Genomic DNA, 23,023 nt, shown 5'->3' with positions numbered 1-23,023 from the left:
TCATGAACGGGTTTCTGCAGGTGCTCGCCGCGATCGGGCGGAGCTCGGTGGCAAGGTCGCTCCATGCCCTCGCTGCCGGAGGCGGCTCGTGCTTCCCCGGTGGTTCCCCGTGGGTGCAGTGCCGCTTGTTGGGACACATGGGCCCAGAGCGGGACCCGAGCCCCGTAGCTCCCTCGGGCCTCATCCCGCTCGCCTGTCCCTCCTCCATGCGGTCCCCGGTGCGGGGATGGCTCAGTCGTTGTCGGAAGTGGCGCAAAGGGGCGTCAACCCTCGTGTGGAGGTCCCCCGCAGGGGGTGGAAGTGGGCAAAACCCGGACGCAGTCCAAGCTGCGGACCTACTCTCGGGTTTGTGCCTGGCTCCTCCGGCCGGGTCCTTGTGGTCGACGACAACAAGGTCATCCGGCAGCTGATCAGGGTCAACCTCGAGCTTGAGGGTTTCGAGGTCGTGACCGCGGCCGATGGTGCCGAGTGCCTGGAGATTGTGCACCGCGTGCGCCCCGATGTGATCACCCTCGATGTCGTCATGCCTCGGCTCGACGGCATGCGTACCGCCTCCCGACTGCGTTCCGATCCCTCCACGCGCGACATCCCGCTGGCGATCGTCAGTGCCTGCGCGCAGCAGGAAGTGGATCGTGGGCAGACCTTGGGTGTGGAAGCGTTCCTGGCGAAACCTTTTGAGCCCGCTGAGCTCGTGCAAGTGGTGCGAAGACTTGTCGACAGCAGACGGAGCTCCGGCCCCGACGGGGATGTGAGCGGGCCGAGCGGCACGGGCCATGGTCCCGAGCCTGCCGTGCGCCCCGCCGGCTGACCCAGCCTGTCGGCCCCCACCCGTTCAGGCGGCTGACCCGGCCTGTCGGCACCCACCGCTCAGGCCCACTCAGCGCGTCGGTCCGCCCAGGCCCACTCGGCGCGTCGGTGAAGGGCGGCTGGGGCCTTCCAGTGAGTCAACGCAGTGGTCGGCGGGCGGACTCCGCGGCCGGACGGCAGGCGTGCGCGGGCGCGTGGCCCGGTCACGGAGCCGGACGGTGAGGCCCTCGGGCGAATCCGGTTCGCGGACCCACCCCCCTCCTCCCATACGCTGGTGCCGTGACACCCGCCGAGCTCTCCCGCACCGTGCTCCGCACCGTGCGCTGCGCCGTCGAGGCCGGTGAGCTGCGTGTGACCGTACCGACGCGTGCGGTGGTCCGCCGCCCGCCCCGCCCCGGCTGCGGGGACTACGCCACCAACATCGCCCTCCAGCTCGCCGGCAGTGCGGGGCATACGCCGCGCCGGGTGGCCGAGATCCTGCGCCCCAGGCTCGCCGAGGCGTCGGGGGTTGCTCGCGTCGAGATCGCCGACCCGGGCTTCCTCAACATCACGCTGGATTCCGCTTCGCACTCCGGGCTCGTGCGGCAGGTGCTCGGCCAGGGCGATGGATACGGGTACGGGGACGCGCTGGCCGGGCAGGCCGTCGTGCTCGCCTTTCGCCGTGAGACCCGAGCCGCCGTCACCGCGGACGCCGTCGCTCGCATCCTGCGCACCCAAGGGGCGGCCGACATCACCCTCCGTTGTGAGCCGGGGGCAGGACAGTCCCGCGCCTTCGGCAGCGATCCGGACTGGGTGGGACTCGGTGTCACCGTCGAGTCCCACCTACGGGAAGCCTCGGCCGCTGACGCCGCTGACGCCGCTGACGCCGCTGACGCCGCTGAGAGCTTCCGCGACGGGCTGTCCGGCAACGTCGACGGTTGCCGCCCCGCCCTGCCCGGGACGGGTTCCGCATCTGCCGCTGGAGTCCCTTCCTCCGCTGGAGTCTCCTCCTCCGCCCCCTCCGTCTCCGTCATCCGGCCCGTGCCCGTCGCCATGTCCGCGGACGAGCTGCTGCGCACCCTCGGATCCGACGCCGCGCGCTGGGCGCTGCTGCGTCCCGCGGCTCACGATCACGTCCGTGTCGATGCTCAGGAGCTCCTCGCTCAGCGTGAGGTGAACCCGCTCTTCCGCGTCCGGTACGCCCACGCCCGCACCTGCGCGCTGCTCCGTAACGCCGCTGACCTGGGAATTCCCGGCGGATCCAGCACCCTCCACCCCGCCATCGAAGACCTCCCCGCCCCCGACGACCTGCCCGCCGTCGACGATCTCCTCGGGGCCATCGGTGAGTACCCCGCCGTTCTGGCCTCCGCTGCCCGGCTGCGTGCCCCCGATCGGGTCGCGCGGCATCTGGAAGCGACCGCTGACGCCTTCTTCCGCTTTCACGACACCTGCCCCGTACTGCCCCGCGGTGACGAGAAACCCGAGGCCGCCCACCGGGCCCGCGTCGCCCTCGCCCAGGCGGCCGGGACGGTGCTCGCCGGCGGCCTGCACCTGCTCGGCATCACCGCACCCGCACATCTCTGAGGAGTTCAGAGCCCCCGTGAACGCATCTCCCGTGAGCACACCCCCCGTGAACACAGCTCCTGTGCACGCAGCCCCCGCGTGCGGACGCAACACATCCCCCGCGTTCGAACGAAACGCAACCCCCGCGTGCGGACGCAACACATCCCCCGCGTTCGAACGAAACGCAACCCCCGCGTGCGGACGCAACGCAGCCCCCGCGTACGAACGAAGCGAGACCCCCATGAACAGGCGGGACCGCATGTCCGCCCGGCACACCGGCACCCCCACCGCCCACGTCCCCACCACGCCCCTCGCCGGCACCCGGGCCAATGGACCGGAGGCCCGCGCATGAGCCGTTCCGCACACCCCGCCGGCCCGCGCTACGCCGACGTCATCCCCGAGGGCCACTACACCGCACCGCCCGCCGACCTCAACGTCCTCGACCGGCGCGTCTGGGCCCGGACTGTCGGCCGGGACGCCGACGGGGTCGCGACCGTGGGCGGCCTCGACGTGCAGCGGCTCGCCGAGGAGTTCGGTACGCCCGCCTACTTCCTCGACGAGGAGGATTTCCGCGCCCGCTGCCGTGCCTGGCGCGAGGCGTTCGGGGACGGTGCCGACGTCTTCTACGCCGGCAAGGCGTTCCTCTCCCGCGCCGTCGTGCGGTGGCTGCACGAGGAGGGGCTGAATCTCGACGTCTGCTCCGGCGGCGAACTGGCCACCGCGCTCGCGGCCGGAATGCCGGCCGACCGCATTGCGCTGCACGGGAACAACAAGTCGACCGAGGAAATCGAGCGTGCCGTCCGGGAAGGCGTCGGCCGTATCGTCCTCGATTCGTTCCAGGAGATCGTGCGGGTCGCGCACATCGCGGAGAAGCTCGGAAAGCGCCAGCGGGTGCAGATCCGGGTGACCGTGGGCGTCGAGGCGCACACGCATGAATTCATCGCCACCGCGCACGAGGACCAGAAGTTCGGTCTCCCGCTCGCCGGCGGCCAGGCCGCCGAGGCGGTGAGCCGCGCGCTCCGGCTCGAGCACCTCGAACTCGTCGGCATCCACTCCCACATCGGCTCGCAGATCTTCGACACCTCCGGCTTCGAGGTGGCGGCCCACCGGGTCGTCGGGCTGCTGAAGCAGGTCCGTGACGAGCACGGGGTCGAGCTGCCCGAGATCGACCTCGGCGGCGGCCTCGGCATCGCGTACACCGCCGACGACGACCCCCGCGAGCCGCACGAGATCGCGAAGGCGCTCAGCGAGATCGTCACCCGTGAGTGCGAAGGCGCCGGTCTCGCCGTGCCGCGGATCTCCGTGGAGCCCGGCCGGGCGATCGTCGGCCCCACCGCCTTCACGCTGTACGAGGTGGGGACGGTCAAGCCGCTGCAGGGGCTGCGGACCTACGTCAGTGTGGACGGCGGCATGTCCGACAACATCCGCACCGCGCTGTACGACGCGGAGTACTCGGTGGCCCTGGTGTCCCGGACCTCCGACGCCGAGCCGATGCTCTCCCGCGTCGTGGGCAAGCACTGCGAGTCCGGTGACATCGTGGTCCGCGACGCCTTCCTCCCCGCCGACCTGGCGCCCGGCGACCTGATCGCCGTGCCGGCGACGGGGGCGTACTGCCGCTCCATGGCGAGCAACTACAACCATGCGCTGCGCCCGCCGGTGGTCGTGGTCAAGGACGGCGAGGCGCGGGTGATCGTCCGGCGGGAGACGGAGGAGGATCTGCTCCGTCTCGACGTCGGGTAGGCCGCCGGCGGAGGGCCGGGGGCCGTCACAGGCCCCCTGCCCGCCCCCGGGCGTCGGCTGGGGCCCCGGCCCGTCCGCGCCGACCCCGCCCACCGGGGTTCGGCCGGCGGGCGGAGGAGGGGCGGAGGTCCGCCGCACAGCAGGCGGCGGAGATAATTGAGGAGCCGTTCTCAGCAATACGAGAACGGCATCTCGAATTCTGGAACGGGGATAGAAAGTCCCGTCCGGTGAGTGAGACTGGTGCAACACCACGATGGATGAGAAACGAGGTCGGATGATGCGTACGCGTCCGCTGAAAGTGGCGCTGCTGGGCTGTGGAGTGGTCGGCTCAGAGGTGGCGCGCATCATGACGACGCACGCGGACGATCTCGCCGCCCGGGTCGGTGCGCCCGTCGAGCTGGCCGGTATCGCCGTGCGCCGTCCCGGCCGGGTCCGGGACGGCGTTCCGGAGGAGCTGATCACCACCGACGCGATGGCGCTGGTCAAACGCGGCGACATCGACGTGGTCATCGAGGTCATCGGCGGGATCGAGCCCGCCCGGGGCCTGATCACCACGGCCTTCGAGCACGGCGCCAGCGTGGTCAGCGCCAACAAGGCGCTCCTCGCCGAGGAGGGCGCGGCCCTGCACGCCGCCGCCGAGCAGCGCGGCACCGACCTCTACTACGAGGCGGCCGTCGCCGGCGCCATCCCGTTGGTGCGGCCGCTGCGCGAATCCATGGCCGGCGACAAGGTCAACCGCGTCCTGGGCATCGTCAACGGCACCACGAACTTCATCCTCGACAAGATGGACACCAGCGGCGCCGGGTACAGCGAGGCACTCGACGAGGCGACCGCGCTGGGCTACGCCGAGGCCGACCCGACCGCCGACGTCGAGGGCTTCGACGCCGCCGCCAAGGCCGCCATCCTGGCCGGTATCGCCTTCCACACCCGCGTCACCATCGACGACGTGCACCGCGAGGGCATCACCGAGGTCACCGCGGCCGACATCGCCTCCGCCAAGCGCATGGGCTGCACGGTCAAGCTGCTGGCGATCTGCGAGCGGGCGGCCGACGGCCGGTCGGTCACCGCGCGCGTGCACCCGGCGATGATCCCGCTCAGCCACCCGCTGGCCTCCGTCCGGGAGGCGTACAACGCGGTCTTCATCGAGGCGGACGCCGCCGGGCAGCTGATGTTCTACGGCCCCGGTGCGGGCGGCTCGCCGACGGCGTCGGCGGTCCTGGGCGACCTGGTCGCCGTCTGCCGGAACAAGGTGAACGAGGCGACCGGGCCGGGCGAGTCCGCGTACACGCAGCTGCCGGTCAGCCCGATGGGCGAGGTCGTCACGCGCTATCACATCAGCCTCGACGTCGCCGACAAGTCCGGCGTCCTGGCCCAGGTCGCCACCGTCTTCGCCGAGCACGGCGTATCCATCGACACGGTCCGCCAGCAGGGCAAGGACGGCGAGGCATCGCTCGTGGTCGTCACCCACCGGGCACCCGACGCCGCCCTCTCGGCGACCGTCGAGGCGCTGCGCCGGCTCGAGACCGTGCGCGGCGTCGCGAGCATCATGCGGGTTGAAGGAGAGTAAGGAACATGTCTGCAATCGTCGACCGGCCCACCGGCACCCATCAGTGGCGCGGCATCATCGAGGAGTACCGCGATCGGCTGCCCGTGACCGCTGACACGCCGGTCGTCACCCTCCGCGAGGGCGGCACGCCGCTCGTGCCCGCGCAGGTGCTCTCCGAGCGCACCGGCTGCGAGGTCCACCTCAAGGTCGAGGGCGCCAACCCCACCGGGTCCTTCAAGGACCGCGGCATGACGATGGCCATCACCCGGGCGAAGGAGGAGGGCGCGAAGGCCGTCATCTGCGCCTCCACCGGCAACACCTCCGCCTCGGCCGCCGCGTACGCCGTCCGGGCGGGGATGGTCTGCGCCGTCCTCGTCCCTCAGGGCAAGATCGCGATGGGCAAGATGGGCCAGGCCCTGGTCTACGGCTCGCGCATCCTGCAGGTCGAGGGCAACTTCGACGACTGCCTGAACCTGGCCCGCGGGCTGTCCGAGAAGTACCCGGTGGCGCTGGTCAACTCGGTCAACCCGTACCGGATCGAGGGCCAGAAGACCGCCTCCTTCGAGGTCGTCGACGCGCTCGGGGACGCCCCCGACATCCATGTGCTGCCGGTCGGCAACGCGGGCAACATCACCGCGTACTGGCGGGGCTACCGCGAGTACGCGGACGACGGCGTCTCCTCCCGCCGCCCGCGGATGTGGGGCTTCCAGGCCTCCGGCGCGGCGCCGATCGTCCGCGGCGAGCCGGTGCTCGACCCGCAGACCATCGCCACCGCGATCCGGATCGGCAACCCGGCCTCCTGGTCGCAGGCGGAGGCGGCCCGGGACGAGTCCGGCGGCCTCATCGACGCGGTGACCGACCGTCAGATCCTGGCGGCCTACCGGCTGCTGGCCTCGCAGGAGGGCGTCTTCGTCGAGCCCGCCTCGGCCGCGAGCGTCGCGGGCCTGCTGAAGGCCGTCGAGGAGGGCAAGGTCGACCCCGGCCAGCGGATCGTCTGCACGGTCACCGGCAACGGCCTCAAGGACCCGGACTGGGCCGTGGCGGGCGCGCCGCAGCCGGTCACCGTCCCGGTGGACGCGGACGCGGCCGCCGAGCGGCTCGGCCTCGCCTGACCTCGGCCGACGCGTCGTACGGCGTTTCCCTCCGGGGTGCTGCCCGGTCCTCGTGACCGGCCCGGCAGCTCGGGGGGAAACACCAGGTCCGGCCCCTTCTCCCCGGGACATCCGGGGAGAAACGCCTCAAGGGAGCACAGGCTGGGTGCGACACGCATCGTGCGCCTCCCGTGCGCCCTATGTCGCGGCAGAACCTTCCTTCGATAGGCTGGTAGTCGAAACCCCGCCCCGCCGCAGCTTGCCCGCCATGATGCGCGGCCGCCGGGCCCCTGGCGGGGGACCTCCGGGATTCCTCACGGCGAGGCCCGGGGAGGAAGTCCGGGGAGAATTCCCACGTTCCACACAAGGAGAGTCATCGACCGATGGCCGGTCCCGCTTTCCGCGCCGCCGCCGTACGGGTGCGCGTCCCCGCCACCAGCGCCAACCTCGGTCCGGGCTTCGACGCCCTCGGGCTGAGTCTGGGGCTCTACGACGACGTGGTCGTCCGGGTCGCCGACTCCGGCCTGCACGTCGACATCGCCGGTGAGGGCGCCGAGACCCTGCCGCGGGACGAGAGTCATCTGCTCGTCCGGTCCCTGCGCACCGCGTTCGACCTGCTCGGCGGGCAGCCCCGCGGGCTGGAGGTCGTCTGCGCCAACCGCATTCCGCACGGCCGCGGCCTGGGCTCCTCCTCCGCCGCCATCTGCGCGGGCATCGTCGCCGCCCGCGCCGTGACGATAGGCGGCGCCGAGCGCCTCGACGACACCGCGCTGCTGGAGCTGGCCACCGAGATCGAGGGGCACCCGGACAACGTCGCGGCGTGCCTGCTGGGCGGGTTCACCCTGGCGTGGACCGACGCCGGTGCCGCCCGCGCGATCCGGATGACCCCTGCGGAATCCATCGTTCCGGTGGTCTTCGTGCCGTCGAAGCCGGTGCTCACCGAGACCGCCCGCGGCCTGCTGCCGCGCACCGTCCCGCATGTGGACGCGGCCACCAACGCGGGCCGTGCCGCGCTGCTCGTCGAGGCCCTCACCCGGCGCCCCGAACTGCTGCTGCCGGCCACCGAGGACCGGCTCCACCAGGAGTACCGCTCCCCGGCGATGCCGCAGAGCGTGGCCCTGGTCGCCCGGCTGCGGGCGGACGGCGTCCCCGCGGTCATCTCCGGCGCGGGCCCGACGGTGCTCGCGCTCGCCGACAGCAGCACCGCCGACAAGGTGGCGCAGCTGGCGGGCGAGGGCTGGGCGGCCAATCCGCTCACCCTCGACGCGGCGGGGGCGAGTGTCCTGCCGCTCTCCGGACGGGGCGGACACCCGGACGGCACCAGAACGCCCGACGGCACCGGTGAGGGCCGTATTCCCGGGTGAACACACGCTTGCCGGTCTTGAGTGAGGGGGAATGTTTTTGGATCCGGTAGTGTTAACCTCAAGTCTGCACCCGGCACCATTCAGGTGCGGTGCTCCGTGTCCCCCTTCGGGACCACCCCTCTTCCGGGAGCCTCCCAAACTGCCTGAGCAGCCTGCCTGAGCAGATTCGAGCACGCTCCGGAGTCGGCGCAATGCGCCGGAATTATCAATTGATCTCTCCGCCGTACCGGCGGACCACCGCCCCGGCCGGTCCGCAACCCAAGGACCGCAGCCGGACAGCACAACCGGTCGCCGAGCCAGACAGGCCGACGCCCGCTCCAGGGAAGGACCCTTCGTGAGCGACACCACCGATCTGATGGGCGTGACTGCCGACAACTCCGTCGGCGCTGCCTCCGCGCCCGCCACGGACGCTCCTGCCGCGCCTGCCACCGGTGCTGCCCCCAAGCGTCGCCGCTCCGGCACCGGCCTCGACGGCATGGTCCTGGCCGAGCTGCAGCAGGTCGCCTCCGGCCTCGGCATCAAGGGCACCGCGCGGATGCGCAAGAGCCAGCTGATCGAGGTCATCAAGGAGAAGCAGGCCGGGGGTTCCTCGGCCCCCGCCAAGGGCGACACCGCTGCCTCCGCCGCGGCCTCGGGCGAGACCAAGCCCAAGCGCCGCACCACCTCCAAGGCCCGTACGGGCGAGGGGGAGCAGAGCGCCGACGCGCCGGCCGCGAAGGCCGTGGCCCAGCAGCAGATCGACATCCCGGGCCAGCCGGCCAGCGACGAGCAGCAGCCGGCCGGCGAGCGCCGCCGGCGCCGCGCCACCGCGCAGGCGGGCAGCCCCGAGGCCGCCGAGAGCGGCACCGACACCAAGGTCGAGGCCCGCGTCGAGGCGAAGTCCGACGCCAAGGCCGAGAACGCCGCCGACGCCGCCGAGGGCCGCTCCAAGAGCGGCGACCGCCAGGACCGCGGTCAGGGCGGTCAGGGCCAGAAGGGCGACCGCCGCGAGCGGGGCCAGCGCGACCGCCGCGGCAAGGGCGGCGACGACAACCAGGGCGGCGGCAACCGCCAGCAGCGGGACAACCGCGGTGGCGGCGGTGGCGGCGGCCAGCAGGACGACGACGACTTCGAGGGCGGCCGGCGCGGGCGCCGCGGTCGGTACCGCGACCGCCGTGGCCGTCGCGGCCGCGACGACTTCGGCAACGAGCCGCAGGTCTCCGAGGACGACGTCCTGATCCCCGTCGCGGGAATCCTCGACATCCTCGACAACTACGCGTTCATCCGCACCTCCGGCTACCTCCCGGGCCCGAACGACGTGTACGTCTCGCTCGCCCAGGTCCGCAAGAACGGCCTGCGCAAGGGCGACCACGTCACCGGCGCGGTCCGGCAGCCGAAGGAGGGCGAGCGCCGCGAGAAGTTCAACGCGCTGGTGCGGCTGGACTCCGTCAACGGCATGGCGCCCGAAACCGGCCGCGGCCGCCCGGAGTTCAACAAGCTGACGCCGCTGTACCCGCAGGAGCGGCTGCGCCTGGAGAACGAGCCGGGCGCACTGACCACGCGGATCATCGACATGGTCGCGCCGATCGGCAAGGGCCAGCGTGGTCTCATCGTCTCGCCGCCGAAGGCCGGCAAGACCATGATCATGCAGTCGATCGCCAACGCGATCACGCACAACAACCCCGAGTGCCACCTGATGGTCGTCCTGGTCGACGAGCGTCCGGAAGAGGTCACCGACATGCAGCGGTCGGTCAAGGGCGAGGTCATCTCCTCGACCTTCGACCGTCCGGCCGAGGACCACACCACCGTCGCGGAGCTCGCCATCGAGCGCGCCAAGCGTCTGGTGGAGTTGGGCCACGACGTGGTCGTGCTGCTGGACTCCATCACCCGTCTGGGCCGTGCGTACAACCTCGCGGCCCCCGCCTCCGGCCGCATCCTGTCCGGTGGTGTCGACTCGACCGCGCTGTACCCGCCGAAGCGCTTCTTCGGTGCCGCGCGGAACATCGAGGACGGCGGCTCGCTGACCATCCTGGCCACCGCGCTGGTCGAGACCGGCTCGCGGATGGACGAGGTGATCTTCGAGGAGTTCAAGGGCACCGGCAACATGGAGCTCAAGCTCGACCGGAAGCTCGCCGACAAGCGCATCTTCCCGGCCGTCGACGTGGATGCCTCCGGCACCCGCAAGGAGGAGATCCTCCTCGGCAGCGAGGAGCTGGGCGTGGTCTGGAAGCTGCGCCGGGTGCTGCACGCGCTCGACTCGCAGCAGGCCATCGAGCTGCTCCTGGACAAGATGAAGCAGACCAAGAGCAATGCGGAGTTCCTGCTCCAGATTCAGAAGACGACGCCGGGCATGAACAACGGCAACGACTGAGTCACCGGCTGACGGCGTCTCATCCGCCGGCCACATCCGGGGCCCTCCCTCACCATGCGGTGACGGAGGGCCCTGGTGCATGTCGGGACGCCCGTGACGGGACTGTTGAGCCGCGGTCGGGACGCCCGTGACGGGACTGCCCGGCCGCGGTCGGGGCGCCGGGGCGGGACGTGACATCAGGCCCCGGCGCGGGACCTGACGCCGGGCCCCAGGGCCGCCGCGAGCGGCCGCGGGCGCCATCTCCCGCCGTCCCGGCCCGCGTTGGCCGATCGAGGGCGTCACCCGGGCGCCTGCGCCCTTCCCGGGCCCGATGGCCGTCACCCCGCCGTGGTGCGGCCCGCGACGACGGCCGTCTTCCTCGTCGGCAAGAGGGTCCCGGAGAGACGTTGGCCACATCCGTCAAGATCGGATCTGGCCGGAAAGCGCCCCTTTTCTCCGGTCGAAACCGCAGGTGAGACCCGGCGTGCGCCACCGGCCGTCCGCCCTCCGTGTGCCGTCGCGCGCTGAGAGGCTCCTTAACGCGCCCGTGCCACCCTGCTGGGTGAGCCGTCGTCCTGACAGATGACGACTTTCCACGCCTGACCGTCTCGGCAGGGGGTAGCAGGACGGCCGAACAGCATTGCGAGGACTGAGGAACACATGGCCGACGAAGGTACGACAGCATCCGGTTCGGGACCTGGCCGAATACGGCCCACCGGGCGGCGGCGGAAGGTGCACGGCACCCGCCGGAAGGTCCTGACGGTCGTCGCCTGGTCGGCAGCCGGCGCGGCGGTGCTCTCCGGCGCGGGTCTCGGCTACGCCTACTTCCAGCTCAACGGGAACCTCAAGGGCGTGGACATCAACTCCGCGCTGGGCACCGACCGTCCGAAGAACGCCGACAACGGCTCGATGGACATCCTGCTCATGGGCTCGGACTCCCGCCAGGGCACCAACGGCAAGTACGGGGACGACGGCGGCGGCGCCCGCGCGGACACCGCGATGGTGCTGCACGTCTCCAAGGGGCACAAGAAGGCCAGCGTCGTCAGCATCCCGCGCGACACCATCGTCAGCCGCCCCGAGTGCCGGAAGACCGGCGGCGGGACCTCGCCGGCCGCCGAGCGCGCCATGTTCAACGAGTCGTACCAGATCGGTGGTCCGGCCTGTTCGGTGAAGACCGTCGAGAAGCTGTCCGGCATCCGCATGGACCACTACCTCGAGGTCGACTTCACCGGCTTCAAGAAGCTCATCGACAAGCTCGGCGGGGTGCCCGTCACCACCGGCAAGCCGATCCAGGACAAGAGCAGCCGGCTCGACCTGCAGCCCGGCAGGCACACCCTGGACGGCGAGCAGGCCCTCGGCCTGGTCCGCACCCGGCACGCCGTCGGCGACGGCAGCGACCTGGGCCGGATCCAGCTTCAGCAGGCCTTCGTCAAGGCGCTGATCCACCAGGCGGAGAACGTCGACCTGTTCGGCAGCCCGTCCAAGCTCTACGGCCTGGCGGACACCGCGACCCGGACCGTCACCACCGACTCCTCCCTCGCCTCCGTCGACGACCTCCTCGGCTTCGCCAAGGGCCTCCAGGGCATCGGTCCGAAGGACATGAACATGGTGACGATGCCGGTCACGTACGACCCGGCCGACCCCAACCGCGTCATCCCGCTGGAGAAGAAGGGCGCGCAGGTCTGGGAAGCCCTGCGCAAGGACCGCCCGATACCGGAGTCGGCGACCAAGGGCGCGGCCGGTGACAAGGCGGATGCCTCCAAGGTCGTCAAGAGCTCTTGACGCCCGCCCGGAACACTGTTCCGGCAGGTCACCGACGGTGACCGGACCATCGGCGCGGCCGGTGGAATAGATGCGGCCGACCCCCGGTTTTGGGAGATACGGCCAGTGCTGGCAGACTGGTATGTCGGCCCCGGTTCACGCACAGGTATCCCGCCTGTACGACCCGGAGCCCTCCCGAACCTAGGAGAATCCCTTGAAGCGCGACATCCACCCGGAGTACGTGGACACCCAGGTCAGCTGCACCTGCGGAGCCTCGTTCACCACCCGTAGCACCGTCACCGAGGGCGCCATCCGCGCCGACGTGTGCTCCGAGTGCCACCCGTTCTACACGGGCAAGCAGAAGATCCTCGACACCGGTGGCCGCGTGGCCCGCTTCGAGGCCCGCTTCGGCAAGGCCGCTGGCAAGAAGTAGCGACCCGCAGCGCCGGTCCTCGGTCGCCCCGCACAGGGGTGACCGGACCGGCGCTTTGTCGTCCCGCAGGCCCAGGCAACCCACGCATCCAGCCCTTCACTCAAGGAACGAGTCCCGATGTTCGAGGCGGTCGAGGAACTGATCGGCGAGCACGCCGATCTGGAGAAGCAGCTCGCCGACCCCGCGGTCCACGCCGACCAGGCCAACGCGCGCCGGCTGAACAAGCGGTACGCGGAGCTGACACCGATCGTCGGCACCTACCGGTCCTGGAAGCGGACCGGCGACGACATCGAGACCGCGCGTGAGTTCGCCGCCGACGACCCGGACTTCGTGGCCGAGGTCAAGGAGCTGGAGCAGCGGCGCGAGGAGCTGACCGAGAAGCTGCGGCTGCTGCTCGTCCCGCGCGACCCCAGCGACGACAAGGACGTCATCCTCGAGATCAAGGCGGGGGAGGGCGGCGACGAGTCCGCGCTCTTCGCCGGCGACCTGCTGCGCATGTACCTGCGCTACGCCGAGCGCCACAACTGGAAGACCGAGATCATCGAGGCCAACGAGTCCGACCTCGGCGGCTACAAGGACGTCCAGGTCGCGGTGAAGCTCAAGGGCAACGCCACCGCCGAGCCCGGCCAGGGCGTCTGGGCGCGGCTCAAGTACGAGGGCGGGGTGCACCGGGTCCAGCGGGTGCCCGCCACCGAGTCGCAGGGCCGCATCCACACCTCCGCCGCGGGCGTGCTCGTGCTGCCCGAGGCCGAGGACGTCGACGTCGAGATCAACGCCAACGACCTGCGGATCGACGTCTACCGCTCGTCCGGCCCCGGCGGCCAGTCGGTCAACACCACCGACTCCGCGGTGCGCATCACCCACATCCCCACCGGCGTCGTCGCCTCCTGCCAGAACGAGAAGAGCCAGCTCCAGAACAAGGAGCAGGCGCTGCGCATCCTGCGCGCCCGGCTGCTCGCCGCGGCGCAGGAGGAGGCCGAGAAGGAGGCCGCGGACGCCCGCCGCAGCCAGGTCCGCACCGTCGACCGCTCCGAGCGCATCCGGACGTACAACTTCCCGGAGAACCGCATTTCCGACCACCGGGTGGGGTTCAAGGCGTACAACCTGGACCAGGTGCTCGACGGTGAGCTGGACCCGGTGGTCCAGGCCTGCGTCGACGCCGACTCCGCCGCCAAGCTGGCCGCCGCCCAGTAGGGCGCGGTCCGCCGCACCACCCGCAAGCCGTCAACCCTGAGCCGTCGTCGGAGGACCGGATGTCGCAACAGTCCGGGGGGCACCACGACCCCCAGCCGCTCCGTCGTGAGCCGCACCCGCGCTCGGTGCTGCTCGCCGAGGTGGCGCAGGCCACCCAGCGGCTGGCCGACGCCGGCGTCCCCTCGCCCCGCTTCGACGCGGAGGAGCTGGCGGCGTTCGTGCACGGGGTGAAGCGCGGCGCGCTGCACGCGGTGTCCGACGCCGACTTCGACGCCCGCTACTGGGAGGCGGTGGCCCGCCGGGAGGCCCGCGAGCCGCTCCAGCACATCACCGGCCGCGCCTTCTTCCGCTACCTGGAGCTCCAGGTCGGCCCCGGTGTCTTCGTCCCCCGGCCGGAGACGGAGTCGGTGGTCGGCTGGGCGATAGACGCGGTGCGCGCCATGGACGTCGTCGAGCCGCTCATCGTCGACCTGTGCACCGGCTCGGGCGCCATCGCGCTCGCGCTGGCCCAGGAGGTGCCGCGGTCCCGGGTGCACGCCGTCGAGCTCGACGAGGGCGCGCTCCGCTGGGCGCGCAAGAACGTCGAGGGCTCGCGGGTGCGGCTGCACCAGGGGGACGCCTTCAGTGCGCTCCCGGAGCTGGACGGCCAGGTCGACCTGGTGGTCTCCAACCCGCCGTACATCCCGCTCACCGAGTGGGAGTACGTCGCCCCCGAGGCCCGCGACCACGACCCCCAGCTGGCGCTCTTCTCCGGCGAGGACGGTCTCGACACCATCCGCGGCATCGAGCGCACCGCCCACCGGCTGCTGCGCCCCGGCGGGGTGGTCGTCGTCGAGCACGCCGACACCCAGGGCGGCCAGGTGCCGTGGATCTTCACCGAGGAGCGGGGCTGGGCCGACGCGGCCGACCACCCGGACCTCAACAACCGTCCGCGGTTCGCCACGGCGCGCAGGGCCACGCCGTGACGCCCCTCGCCGCGACAGCGGCCGGACGACAGCAGACCCAGCAGGAGCCCCGGAACAGGGAGGCCCGTTAGATGGCACGGCGTTACGACTGCACCGACGCGACCGATCGCAAAACCGGTCTGCGGGAAGCCGCTTCCGCCGTCCGCCGTGGCGAGCTGGTCGTGCTGCCCACCGACACCGTCTACGGCATCGGCGCGGACGCCTTCAGCTCCGAGGCCGTCGGCGACCTGCTGGCCGCCAAGGGCCGCGGCCGCCAGATGCCCTCGCCGGTCCTGGTGGGCTCCCCGAACACCCTGCACGGGCTGGTCACGGACTTCTCCGAGCAGGCCTGGGAGCTCGTCGACGCCTTCTGGCCGGGCGCCCTCACCCTGGTCGCCCGGCACCAGCCGTCGCTCCAGTGGGACCTGGGGGAGACCCGGGGCACCGTCGCCGTGCGGATGCCGCTGCACCCGGTCGCGATCGAGCTGCTCACCGAGTTCGGCCCGATGGCGGTCTCCAGCGCGAACCTCACCGGGCACCCGGCCCCGCAGGACTGCGACGCCGCCCAGGAGATGCTGGGCGACGCGGTCTCCGTCTACCTCGACGGGGGCACCACCCCGGCCGCCGTGCCGTCCTCGATCGTCGATGTCACCGGCAGCGTGCCGGTGCTGCTGCGCGCGGGCGCGATCAGCGCCGAGCAGCTCCGGGAGGTCGTACCCGACCTCGAGGTGGCCAATTGACACTCCCTGAGGGGCGTGGCATAGCGGATCGTGGCGCGGCCGGTGCGGACGGCACCGGCGCCGCGCGCGGCACCTTCCGCATCCTCCACGTCAGCACCGGCAACGTCTGCCGCTCGCCGATCACCGAGCGGCTGACGCGGCATGCCCTCGCGGACCGCCTCGGCGAGCCCCTGGGCCCGCACGGCACCCGCGGCCTGATCGTGGAGAGCGCGGGCACCTGGGGGCACGAGGGGGCTCCCATGGAGGCCCACGCCGCCACCGTGCTCAGCGACCTCGGCGCGGACCCGGACGGATTCACCGGCCGGGAGCTCCTCGACGAGCACGTCATCCGCGCCGACCTGGTGCTGACGGCCACCCGCGACCACCGGGCGCAGGTCATCTCCATGGGTCACTCCGCGGGGCTGCGGACCTTCACGCTGAAGGAGTTCACCCGGCTGGTGCGCGCCATAGACCCCGCCACGCTGCCCGACCCGGAACCGGCGGGCGCGGTGGTGGACCGGGCGCGCTCCCTGGTCCGTGCCGCGGCGGCACTCCGGGGCTGGCTGCTGGCCCCCAGCCCCGAGGCCGACGAGGTGTACGACCCGTACGGCGCCCCCATCACCTTCTTCCGCAGCATCGGCGAGGAGATCAACCAGGCACTCGACCCGGTGGTCACGGCGCTCACGGGCGTCTCCGCGCGGGGCTGAGGCGCTTCCCGGGAGGCGACGGCTCCGAGCGACGGTCTCCGCTGAGCGTGCCTCGCGTCGGACGCTCTCCTCGGTGCCCTCGTACGGAGCCGACGCGTCCGCACCGAGCGCCTGCGCGGACGGCCGCCCTTGCCGCCGCTCCTGCACGGGTGAGGCGGCCCGGCACGGGTGAGGCGGCCCGCCACGGGTGAGGTGGCCCGCCCGGACACGCCCCCCAGCGGTGCTCCACGCCGCGCACCTGCGGTGACGGCGCTGCGGTCCTACATTGGCTAGTGCTGTGACCGGGAAGGTCCGCCGAAGCGTTCACGGCGTCCGGGACCGGGTCACCTCCCGAGGCGGCGGGGGAGCCGTCCCGGGCGGCGGGCCGTCCCGCCACCGGACGGCTCCGGCACCGCAGCGAGGTGCCGTACCGGGCGCGACGGGCGCCGGTGAGCCCTCCCGGCCCCGGCACCGGACCACCCCTCCATGCCCGGAGTCAGCCATGCCGGTCAGCACCGCGGACACCACACGCACCCACTGGGGCCCCGATTTCGACGCGCTGCGCCGCCAGGACCCCGAGCTCGCCGGGCTGCTGCTCGCCGAGCTCGAACGCCAGTCGGCCGGGCTCCAGCTCATCGCGGCGGAGAACTTCACCTCCCCCGCGGTGCTCGCGGCACTCGGCTCCCCCCTCGCCAACAAGTACGCCGAGGGCTATCCGGGCGCCCGCCACCACGGCGGGTGCGAGCTGGTCGACCTCGCCGAACGGCTCGCCGCCGAACGGGCCACCGCGCTCTTCGGCGCCCCGCACGCCAACGTCCAGCCGCACTCCGGATCCTCCGCCGTGCTCGCCGCCTACGCCGCTCTCCTGCGCCCCGGCGACACCGTGCTGGCCATGGCGCTGCCCCAGGGCGGCCACCTCACCCATGACTCCCCGGCGAACTTCTCGGGCCGGTGGTTCGACTTCGTCGGATACGGAGTGCACCCGGCCGGCCACCCGGAGGCAGGCGTGATCGACTACGCCGCGCTCCGCTCCCTGGCCCGCCGGCACCGGCCGAAGGCGATCGTCTGCGGCTCGATCTCCTACCCGCGGCACCCCGACTACGCCGCGTTCCGGGAGATCGCGGACGAGGCCGGCGCCTCGCTGATCGTGGACGCGGCGCACCCCATCGGCCTGGTCGCCGGGGGAGCGGCACCCAGCCCGGTGCCGTACGCCGATGTGGTCTGCGCCACCACGCACAAGGTGCTGCGCGGGCCCCGGGGCGGTCTGCTGCTGTGCGGCACCGGGCTCGCCGAACGGATCGACCGGGCGGTCTTCCCGTTCACCCAGGCCGGCGCCCAGATGCACACCGTCGCCGCCAAGGCGGTGGCCTTCGGAGAGGCGGCCGGCCCCGCCTTCGCGGCCTACGCCCACCAGGTGGTCGCCAACGCGCGGGCACTGGCCGACGGGCTGGCGGCGGAGGGCCTGGCGATCACCACGGGCGGCACCGACACCCACCTGATCACGGCGGACGTGGCACCGCTGGGCCTGGACGGGCGCACCGCCCGCGGCCGCTGCGCCGCGGCGGGGCTGGTGCTCGACACCTGCTCGCTGCCCTGCGGGGCCGCCCCGCCCGCCCGGGCGACGGGCATCCGGCTGGGCAGTGCCGCGGTGACGACCCAGGGGATGGGGGAGGCGGAGATGGCACGGATCGCGAAGCTGCTCGGGGCGGCCCTGCGGGAGGACCCGGGTGCCGGGCCGGGCGCGGCCGAGCTGGCGGCGGCCTTCCCGCCGTACCCTGCGCCCGTGGCCGCGTAGCGGGAGGGGCCGTGGAACCGTCGAGCCGGTCCGGGGTGTCCCACCTCATGTGCAGCCGTGTTCCGGCCACCCCGGCAGCCCTCCCGCGAGAAGCTAGGGTGAGGGGCTGAGATGGCCAGCGAAACCCCTGGGGCAGCCCGTGCGTGAATACCTGCTGACGCTGTGCGTGACGGCCGCGGTCACCTATCTTCTCACCGGACCGGTGCGCAAGTTCGCCATCGCGGCCGGTGCGATGCCGGAGATCCGCGCCCGTGACGTGCACCGCGAGCCGACGCCGCGACTCGGCGGCATCGCCATGTTCGGAGGGCTGTGCGCGGGTCTGCTCGTCGCTGCGCACCTCGCCGACGTCCGCAAGGTGTTCGAACTGTCCAACGAGCCACGGGCGCTGCTCTCCGGCGCCGCCCTGATCTGGCTGCTCGGCGTGCTGGACGACAAGTGGGGCGTCGACGCCCTGATCAAGCTCGGCGGGCAGATGATCGCCGCCGGCGTGATGGTGATGCAGGGTCTGACGATCCTGTGGATCCCGGTGCCGGGTGTGGGATCGGTCGCACTCACCCCGATGCAGGGCACGCTGCTGACCGTCGCCCTGGTGGTCATCACCATCAACGCGGTGAACTTCGTGGACGGCCTGGACGGCCTCGCCTCGGGCATGGTCTGCATCGCGGCGGCGGCGTTCTTCATGTACGCGTACCGCATGTGGTTCGGCTACGGCCTGGAGGCGGCGGCCCCGGCGACCCTGTTCGCGGCCATCCTGATGGGCATGTGCGTGGGCTTCCTGCCGCACAACATGCACCCGGCGCGGATCTTCATGGGGGACTCGGGCTCGATGCTGATCGGCCTGGTGCTGGCCGCGGGCGCGATCTCCATCACGGGCCAGGTCGACCCGGACGCCCTGAAGCTGTTCACCGGTTCGGAGCGGGCGGCGGTCCACGCCACGGTGCCGGTCTACATTCCGCTGCTGCTGCCGCTGACGGTGCTGATGGTCCCCGTCGCCGACCTGGTCCTGGCGATCGTCCGCCGCACCTGGAAGGGCCAGTCGCCCTTCGTCGCCGACCGCGGGCACCTGCACCACCGGCTGCTGGAGATCGGCCACTCCCACAGCCGGGCCGTCCTGATCATGTACTTCTGGTCGGCGCTGATCGCCTTCGGCGCGGTCGCGTACTCGGTCAACTCGGCCAGCGTGTGGATACTGCTGGTGATCGTCGCGCTGAGCGCCCTGGGACTGGTGCTGCTCCTGATGCCGCGCTTCACCCCCAAGGCACCGCGCTGGGCCTACGCGTTCATCCCGCCGCGCTACCGCAGCGGCGGGGAGTCGACGGTGGCGGCGTCGGGGCCCGGAGCACTCGCCTCCGACGCTGCTCCGGCGGACGCCGCGGCTTCCGGAACGGCCGTCTCGGGCACCGACGGGGAGGCGGAGCGGCGCGAGGGCGAGGAGCTCGCCCCGATGCCGGCGGGCGTGAACGGTGCCACAGCGATCGGCGCCCGCTCCCGCAACTGGTAACAAAAGGGACACGATGAAACCCGGACATGCTGCCCCTTAGCAGACATTCCAAAGGGCGTCAGCTCATTGGTGCGCGGGTTAGCTCGTATGTGTGACGGGTAGCACACCGGCTAGGTAAAGACCTCATCAAATAGTTTGTGATACCGTTCACGAAACCCGGTGCTAGAGCAGAAGGGCCGTCCCGCAACGGTCCGTTGCTGTGAGGTGCGCCCTCGGCCGGGCCCTACGCTCGTCCATGACGACACTCGTGCCCCCGTCTCCCGCCGGAGTTGCCGCCATGCCTGAGAACGACGCCCGCATGCTCCTACGAACCGCCGTGCCCACGGCCGCAGTCGGCGTGATCGCCGTCGTTGTCGGTTTCGTACTGGCCGGCGGCAAGGGGGCTATCGGCGCGGCGGTCGGTGTGGTGGTGGTCTCCCTGTTCATGGGGATCGGGCTGCTCGTTCTGCAGCGGACCGCGCGCACGTTCCCTCATCTGTTCCAGGCCATGGGCCTGTTGCTCTACACGACGCAGATTCTGCTGCTCTTCGTGTTCATGGCCGTGTTCAAGAACACCACGCTGTTCAATCCCCGGGCCTTCGCGATTGCGCTGATCGCCGCGACGCTGACCTGGGTCGGAGCACAGGTGCGTGCCCACATGAAGGCCAAGATCCTCTACGTCGAGCCCGCGTCCGCCGAGAGCCGGAAGTCCGAGCCGACAGGGTCGACGGCGTGACAGGTAGGGCCGGAATAAACACGGGCCTGAGCGCCTGCTATCGTCCGGTGCCAACTGCGGCATCGCGGGCGCAGGCGGCTGAGTCCCCCACTTTCACGGGACGGAACCGGCAGCCCATGCAGCTGATGCCTTTCAGGCCACTCGGCCAGGTGCCGACCAGCCGCCCTCACATTCGTAAGACCAGTCCAGTGCCGACCCGCGGCTCCGTGCCGTGCCGACACAACGAGGTTGCCGTACCCATGCGCCACGCTGAAGGAGCTCGCGGTGAGTGCTGACCAGATGCTCGCCTTCGAGACCGATTGCCACATCTTCGACGGGTGCGGCTTCAATGAAGTGTCCCCTGGCCTGCACTCCTTTGTCTTCAAGCCGATGTTCGAGGCCGGCGGCATCGAGTTCAACAAGCCGATGCTGCTGGCGCTGCTGAGCACGATCATCGTGGTCGCGTTCTTCTGGGCGGCGTTCAACAAGCCGAAGCTCATCCCCGGCAAGCTGCAGATGGTCGGCGAGGCCGGTCTCGACTTCGTCCGGCGCAGCGTGGTCTACGAGACGCTCGGCAAGCGTGAGGGCGAGAAGTACGTCCCGCTCATGGTCTCGCTGTTCTTCCTGATCTGGATCATGAACCTCTGGGCCATTGTTCCGTTCGCCCAGTTCCCTGCGCCTTCGATCATCGGATTCCCGGTCGCGTTCGCGGCGATCGTGTATGTCCTGTGGGTCAGCCTGACCTTCAAGCGGCACGGCTTCGTCGGTGGCCTGAAGAACATTGGCGGCTACGACAAGTCGCTCGGCCCGGTTCTTCCCGTGGTCATGTCGATCGAGTTCTTCTCGAACCTGCTGATCCGGCCGTTCACCCACGCGGTGCGGCTCTTCGCGAACATGTTCGCCGGTCACGTCCTGCTGCTGATCTTCACCATCGCCAGCTGGTACATGCTCAACGGCATCGGTATCGCGTACGCCGGCGTCTCGTTCGTCATGGTCATCCTGCTGACCGCCTTCGAGCTGTTCATCCAGGCGCTGCAGGCATACGTCTTCATCCTCCTGGCCTGCAACTACATCCAGGGTGCTCTCGCCGAGCACCACTGATCAGCAGCCAGCTCCCAAACCCGATAGGCGTCCGGTGGCCAACCCCCACCGGTCCGTGAAAGAGAAGGAAGAATCGGCATGTCCGCTCTCCAGACCCTCGCCGCAGACGCTGTCCAGATCAAGGGCAACCTCGGTTCGATCGGCTACGGCCTCGCGGCGATCGGCCCCGGCGTCGGCGTCGGCATCATCTTCGGTAACGGCACCCAGGCCCTGGCCCGTCAGCCCGAGGCCGCCGGTCTGATCCGTGCCAACCAGATTCTCGGCTTCGTCCTCTGTGAGGCGCTCGCGCTGATCGGTCTGGTCATGCCGTTCGTCTACCCGTACAAGTAATCGCGGCGTACGTCCCGCCCGATTCGACGAAAGGCATTGATGTGAGCGCTCTGGTACACCTGGCGCAGGAGGAGCAGAACCCCCTCCTCCCGGCGATCCCAGAGATCGTCATCGGCCTCCTCGCCTTCGCGATCGTCTTCTTCTTCCTCGCCAAGAAGCTCCTCCCGAACATCAACAAGGTTCTGGACGAGCGGCGCGAGGCCATCGAGGGCGGGATCGCCAAGGCCGAGGAAGCCCAGACCGAGGCCCAGGAGGTGCTCGAGCAGTACAAGGCTCAGCTCTCCGAGGCACGGCACGAGGCTGCCCGTCTGCGCCAGGAGGCGCAGGAGCAGGGCGCCGCGCTCATCGCCGAGATGCGCGCGGAAGGCCAGCGGCAGCGTGAGGAGATCATCGCTGCCGGTCACGCGCAGATCGAGGCCGACCGCAAGCAGGCGGCTCAGGCGCTGCGCCAGGACGTGGGCAAGCTCGCCACCGACCTGGCCGGCAAGCTCGTGGGCGAGTCCCTCGAGGACTCCGCCCGGCAGAGCCGCACGATCGACCGCTTCCTCGACGAGCTCGAGGAGAAGGCCGAGGCCACCCGATGAATGGAGCGAGCCGCGAGGCACTGGCCTCCGCACGTGAGCGTCTCGACGCGCTGACGGACAACACGTCCGTCGACGCCGCGAAGCTCGCCGAGGAGCTGGCCGCCGTCACGAGGCTGCTCGACCGCGAGGTGTCGCTGCGCCGGGTCCTCACCGACCCGTCGCAGCCCGGTGAGGCCAAGGCGGAGCTCGCCGCTCGGCTGCTGGGCAGCCAGGTCGGCGGCGAGACCGTCGACCTGGTCTCCGGCATGGTCCGCTCCCGCTGGTCGCGCTCCCGTGAGCTGGTGGACGCGCTCGAGGAGCTGGCGAACATCGCCGACCTCGTCGCGGCCCAGCGGAGCGACGCCCTGGACGACGTCGAGGACGAGCTGTTCCGGTTCGGCCGGATCGTCTCCTCCACGCCGGAGCTGCGGGCCGCGCTCACCGACCGGGTCGCCACCGTGTCCGCCAAGGCGGAGCTGGTGCGCACCCTGCTCGGCGGGCGTGCCAACCCGGTCACCGAGCGTCTCGTGGTGCGTCTTGTGACACATCCGCGGGGCCGTAGCCTGGAGGGAGGGCTCGACGCCCTCTCCAAGCTCGCCGCGGAGCGCCGGGACCGCATGGTCGCGGTCGTCACCTCGGCGGTGCCGATCAGTGACGGGCAGAAGCAGCGCCTCGGCGCCGCCCTCTCGAAGCTGTACGGCCGCCCGATGCATCTGAACCTCGACGTGGACCCCGAGGTCCTCGGCGGGATCCAGGTCCGTGTCGGCGACGAGGTCATCAACGGGACCATCGCGGACCGCCTCGAAGAGGCGAGTCGGCGGATGGCCGGCTGACGGTCACCAACTCAAAAGCAGCTGTAGAAAACGTACTGTTAGCGGCCCGA

At 71.3% G+C, this 23,023-nt stretch carries 20 protein-coding genes; all 20 read left to right on the top strand.

The window, feature by feature from the left end:
* The first annotated feature begins 376 nt into the window (after nt 1-376).
* The 20 genes from ABT112_RS16180 (at nt 377) to ABT112_RS16085 (ending at nt 22,973) form a co-directional block, all read left to right on the top strand.
* Nucleotides 377-808, top strand: a complete 432-nt coding sequence (locus tag ABT112_RS16180; protein WP_351509939.1) for a response regulator — start codon at nt 377-379, stop codon at nt 806-808.
* Between the two features lie 278 nt (nt 809-1,086).
* On the top strand, nt 1,087-2,370 hold the full coding sequence (gene nrtL, locus ABT112_RS16175) for an ArgS-related anticodon-binding protein NrtL (protein WP_351509937.1): 1,284 nt from the start codon (nt 1,087-1,089) through the stop codon (nt 2,368-2,370).
* 327 nt (nt 2,371-2,697) lie between these two features.
* On the top strand, nt 2,698-4,089 hold the full coding sequence (gene lysA, locus ABT112_RS16170) for a diaminopimelate decarboxylase (protein WP_351509935.1): 1,392 nt from the start codon (nt 2,698-2,700) through the stop codon (nt 4,087-4,089).
* Nucleotides 4,090-4,363: 274 nt separating this feature from the next.
* Nucleotides 4,364-5,656, top strand: a complete 1,293-nt coding sequence (locus ABT112_RS16165) for a homoserine dehydrogenase (protein WP_351509933.1) — start codon at nt 4,364-4,366, stop codon at nt 5,654-5,656.
* 5 nt (nt 5,657-5,661) lie between these two features.
* Entirely contained in the window at nt 5,662-6,747 is a 1,086-nt protein-coding gene (thrC, locus tag ABT112_RS16160; protein WP_351509931.1) for a threonine synthase, read from the top strand.
* 362 nt (nt 6,748-7,109) lie between these two features.
* Nucleotides 7,110-8,090 carry a homoserine kinase gene (gene thrB / locus ABT112_RS16155; protein WP_351509929.1) on the top strand — a complete coding sequence of 327 codons (981 nt, stop codon included), beginning with the start codon at nt 7,110-7,112 and terminating at the stop codon, nt 8,088-8,090.
* 334 nt (nt 8,091-8,424) lie between these two features.
* Nucleotides 8,425-10,440, top strand: coding sequence for a transcription termination factor Rho (gene rho / locus ABT112_RS16150; RefSeq protein WP_351509927.1), 2,016 nt, complete (start codon nt 8,425-8,427; stop codon nt 10,438-10,440).
* Between the two features lie 639 nt (nt 10,441-11,079).
* Nucleotides 11,080-12,201, top strand: coding sequence for an LCP family protein (locus tag ABT112_RS16145; RefSeq protein WP_351509925.1), 1,122 nt, complete (start codon nt 11,080-11,082; stop codon nt 12,199-12,201).
* A 193-nt stretch (nt 12,202-12,394) separates the two neighbouring features.
* Nucleotides 12,395-12,613, top strand: coding sequence for a 50S ribosomal protein L31 (rpmE, locus tag ABT112_RS16140; protein WP_351509923.1), 219 nt, complete (start codon nt 12,395-12,397; stop codon nt 12,611-12,613).
* 117 nt (nt 12,614-12,730) lie between these two features.
* Nucleotides 12,731-13,807, top strand: coding sequence for a peptide chain release factor 1 (gene prfA / locus ABT112_RS16135; RefSeq protein WP_351509920.1), 1,077 nt, complete (start codon nt 12,731-12,733; stop codon nt 13,805-13,807).
* Between the two features lie 59 nt (nt 13,808-13,866).
* The gene (gene prmC / locus ABT112_RS16130; protein ID WP_351509918.1) at nt 13,867-14,772 is read left to right on the top strand and encodes a peptide chain release factor N(5)-glutamine methyltransferase; all 906 of its coding nucleotides are present in this window, start codon (nt 13,867-13,869) and stop codon (nt 14,770-14,772) included.
* 71 nt (nt 14,773-14,843) lie between these two features.
* Nucleotides 14,844-15,491 (top strand): L-threonylcarbamoyladenylate synthase, encoded by a 648-nt coding sequence (locus ABT112_RS16125; RefSeq protein WP_351509916.1) that lies wholly within the window; start codon nt 14,844-14,846, stop codon nt 15,489-15,491.
* On the top strand, nt 15,488-16,177 hold the full coding sequence (locus ABT112_RS16120; RefSeq protein ID WP_502975355.1) for an arsenate reductase/protein-tyrosine-phosphatase family protein: 690 nt from the start codon (nt 15,488-15,490) through the stop codon (nt 16,175-16,177). The genes ABT112_RS16125 and ABT112_RS16120 overlap by 4 nt, the downstream gene beginning before the upstream one ends.
* A gap of 481 nt (nt 16,178-16,658) precedes the next feature.
* Complete coding sequence (glyA, locus tag ABT112_RS16115; RefSeq protein ID WP_351509914.1) at nt 16,659-17,951, top strand: serine hydroxymethyltransferase; 1,293 nt, start codon at nt 16,659-16,661, stop codon at nt 17,949-17,951.
* Between the two features lie 127 nt (nt 17,952-18,078).
* Nucleotides 18,079-19,452, top strand: a complete 1,374-nt coding sequence (locus ABT112_RS16110; protein WP_351510013.1) for an MraY family glycosyltransferase — start codon at nt 18,079-18,081, stop codon at nt 19,450-19,452.
* A 277-nt stretch (nt 19,453-19,729) separates the two neighbouring features.
* Entirely contained in the window at nt 19,730-20,167 is a 438-nt protein-coding gene (locus tag ABT112_RS16105; protein WP_351509912.1) for a Cg1360 family ATP-synthase-associated protein, read from the top strand.
* Between the two features lie 279 nt (nt 20,168-20,446).
* On the top strand, nt 20,447-21,247 hold the full coding sequence (atpB, locus tag ABT112_RS16100) for a F0F1 ATP synthase subunit A (protein WP_502975360.1): 801 nt from the start codon (nt 20,447-20,449) through the stop codon (nt 21,245-21,247).
* 78 nt (nt 21,248-21,325) lie between these two features.
* Complete coding sequence (locus ABT112_RS16095) at nt 21,326-21,577, top strand: ATP synthase subunit C-like protein (protein WP_351509907.1); 252 nt, start codon at nt 21,326-21,328, stop codon at nt 21,575-21,577.
* A 41-nt stretch (nt 21,578-21,618) separates the two neighbouring features.
* A complete protein-coding gene (locus ABT112_RS16090; RefSeq protein WP_351509906.1) occupies nt 21,619-22,161 on the top strand; it encodes a F0F1 ATP synthase subunit B in 543 nt (180 codons plus the stop codon).
* Nucleotides 22,158-22,973 carry a F0F1 ATP synthase subunit delta gene (locus ABT112_RS16085; protein WP_351509904.1) on the top strand — a complete coding sequence of 272 codons (816 nt, stop codon included), beginning with the start codon at nt 22,158-22,160 and terminating at the stop codon, nt 22,971-22,973. Before ABT112_RS16090 ends, ABT112_RS16085 begins: the two co-directional genes overlap by 4 nt.
* Nucleotides 22,974-23,023: the final 50 nt, after the last annotated feature.

It is taken from the genome of Streptomyces sp. NPDC002055 (assembly GCF_040296705.1).
Taxonomy (GTDB): domain Bacteria; phylum Actinomycetota; class Actinomycetes; order Streptomycetales; family Streptomycetaceae; genus Streptomyces.
The sequence above is the reverse complement of the archived record's forward strand: the minus strand, read 5'-3'. Positions and strand labels throughout refer to the sequence as shown.

Coding starts and splice junctions, on each gene's coding strand:
- ABT112_RS16165 (WP_351509933.1), top strand. CDS start 4,364: ATGATGCGTACGCGTCCGCTGAAAGTGGCGCTGCTGGGCTGTGGAGTG.
- ABT112_RS16095 (WP_351509907.1), top strand. CDS start 21,326: ATGTCCGCTCTCCAGACCCTCGCCGCAGACGCTGTCCAGATCAAGGGC.
- prmC (WP_351509918.1), top strand. CDS start 13,867: ATGTCGCAACAGTCCGGGGGGCACCACGACCCCCAGCCGCTCCGTCGT.
- glyA (WP_351509914.1), top strand. CDS start 16,659: ATGCCGGTCAGCACCGCGGACACCACACGCACCCACTGGGGCCCCGAT.
- lysA (WP_351509935.1), top strand. CDS start 2,698: ATGAGCCGTTCCGCACACCCCGCCGGCCCGCGCTACGCCGACGTCATC.
- ABT112_RS16105 (WP_351509912.1), top strand. CDS start 19,730: ATGCCTGAGAACGACGCCCGCATGCTCCTACGAACCGCCGTGCCCACG.
- ABT112_RS16145 (WP_351509925.1), top strand. CDS start 11,080: ATGGCCGACGAAGGTACGACAGCATCCGGTTCGGGACCTGGCCGAATA.
- thrC (WP_351509931.1), top strand. CDS start 5,662: ATGTCTGCAATCGTCGACCGGCCCACCGGCACCCATCAGTGGCGCGGC.
- ABT112_RS16085 (WP_351509904.1), top strand. CDS start 22,158: ATGAATGGAGCGAGCCGCGAGGCACTGGCCTCCGCACGTGAGCGTCTC.
- atpB (WP_502975360.1), top strand. CDS start 20,447: ATGCTCGCCTTCGAGACCGATTGCCACATCTTCGACGGGTGCGGCTTC.
- thrB (WP_351509929.1), top strand. CDS start 7,110: ATGGCCGGTCCCGCTTTCCGCGCCGCCGCCGTACGGGTGCGCGTCCCC.
- prfA (WP_351509920.1), top strand. CDS start 12,731: ATGTTCGAGGCGGTCGAGGAACTGATCGGCGAGCACGCCGATCTGGAG.
- ABT112_RS16125 (WP_351509916.1), top strand. CDS start 14,844: ATGGCACGGCGTTACGACTGCACCGACGCGACCGATCGCAAAACCGGT.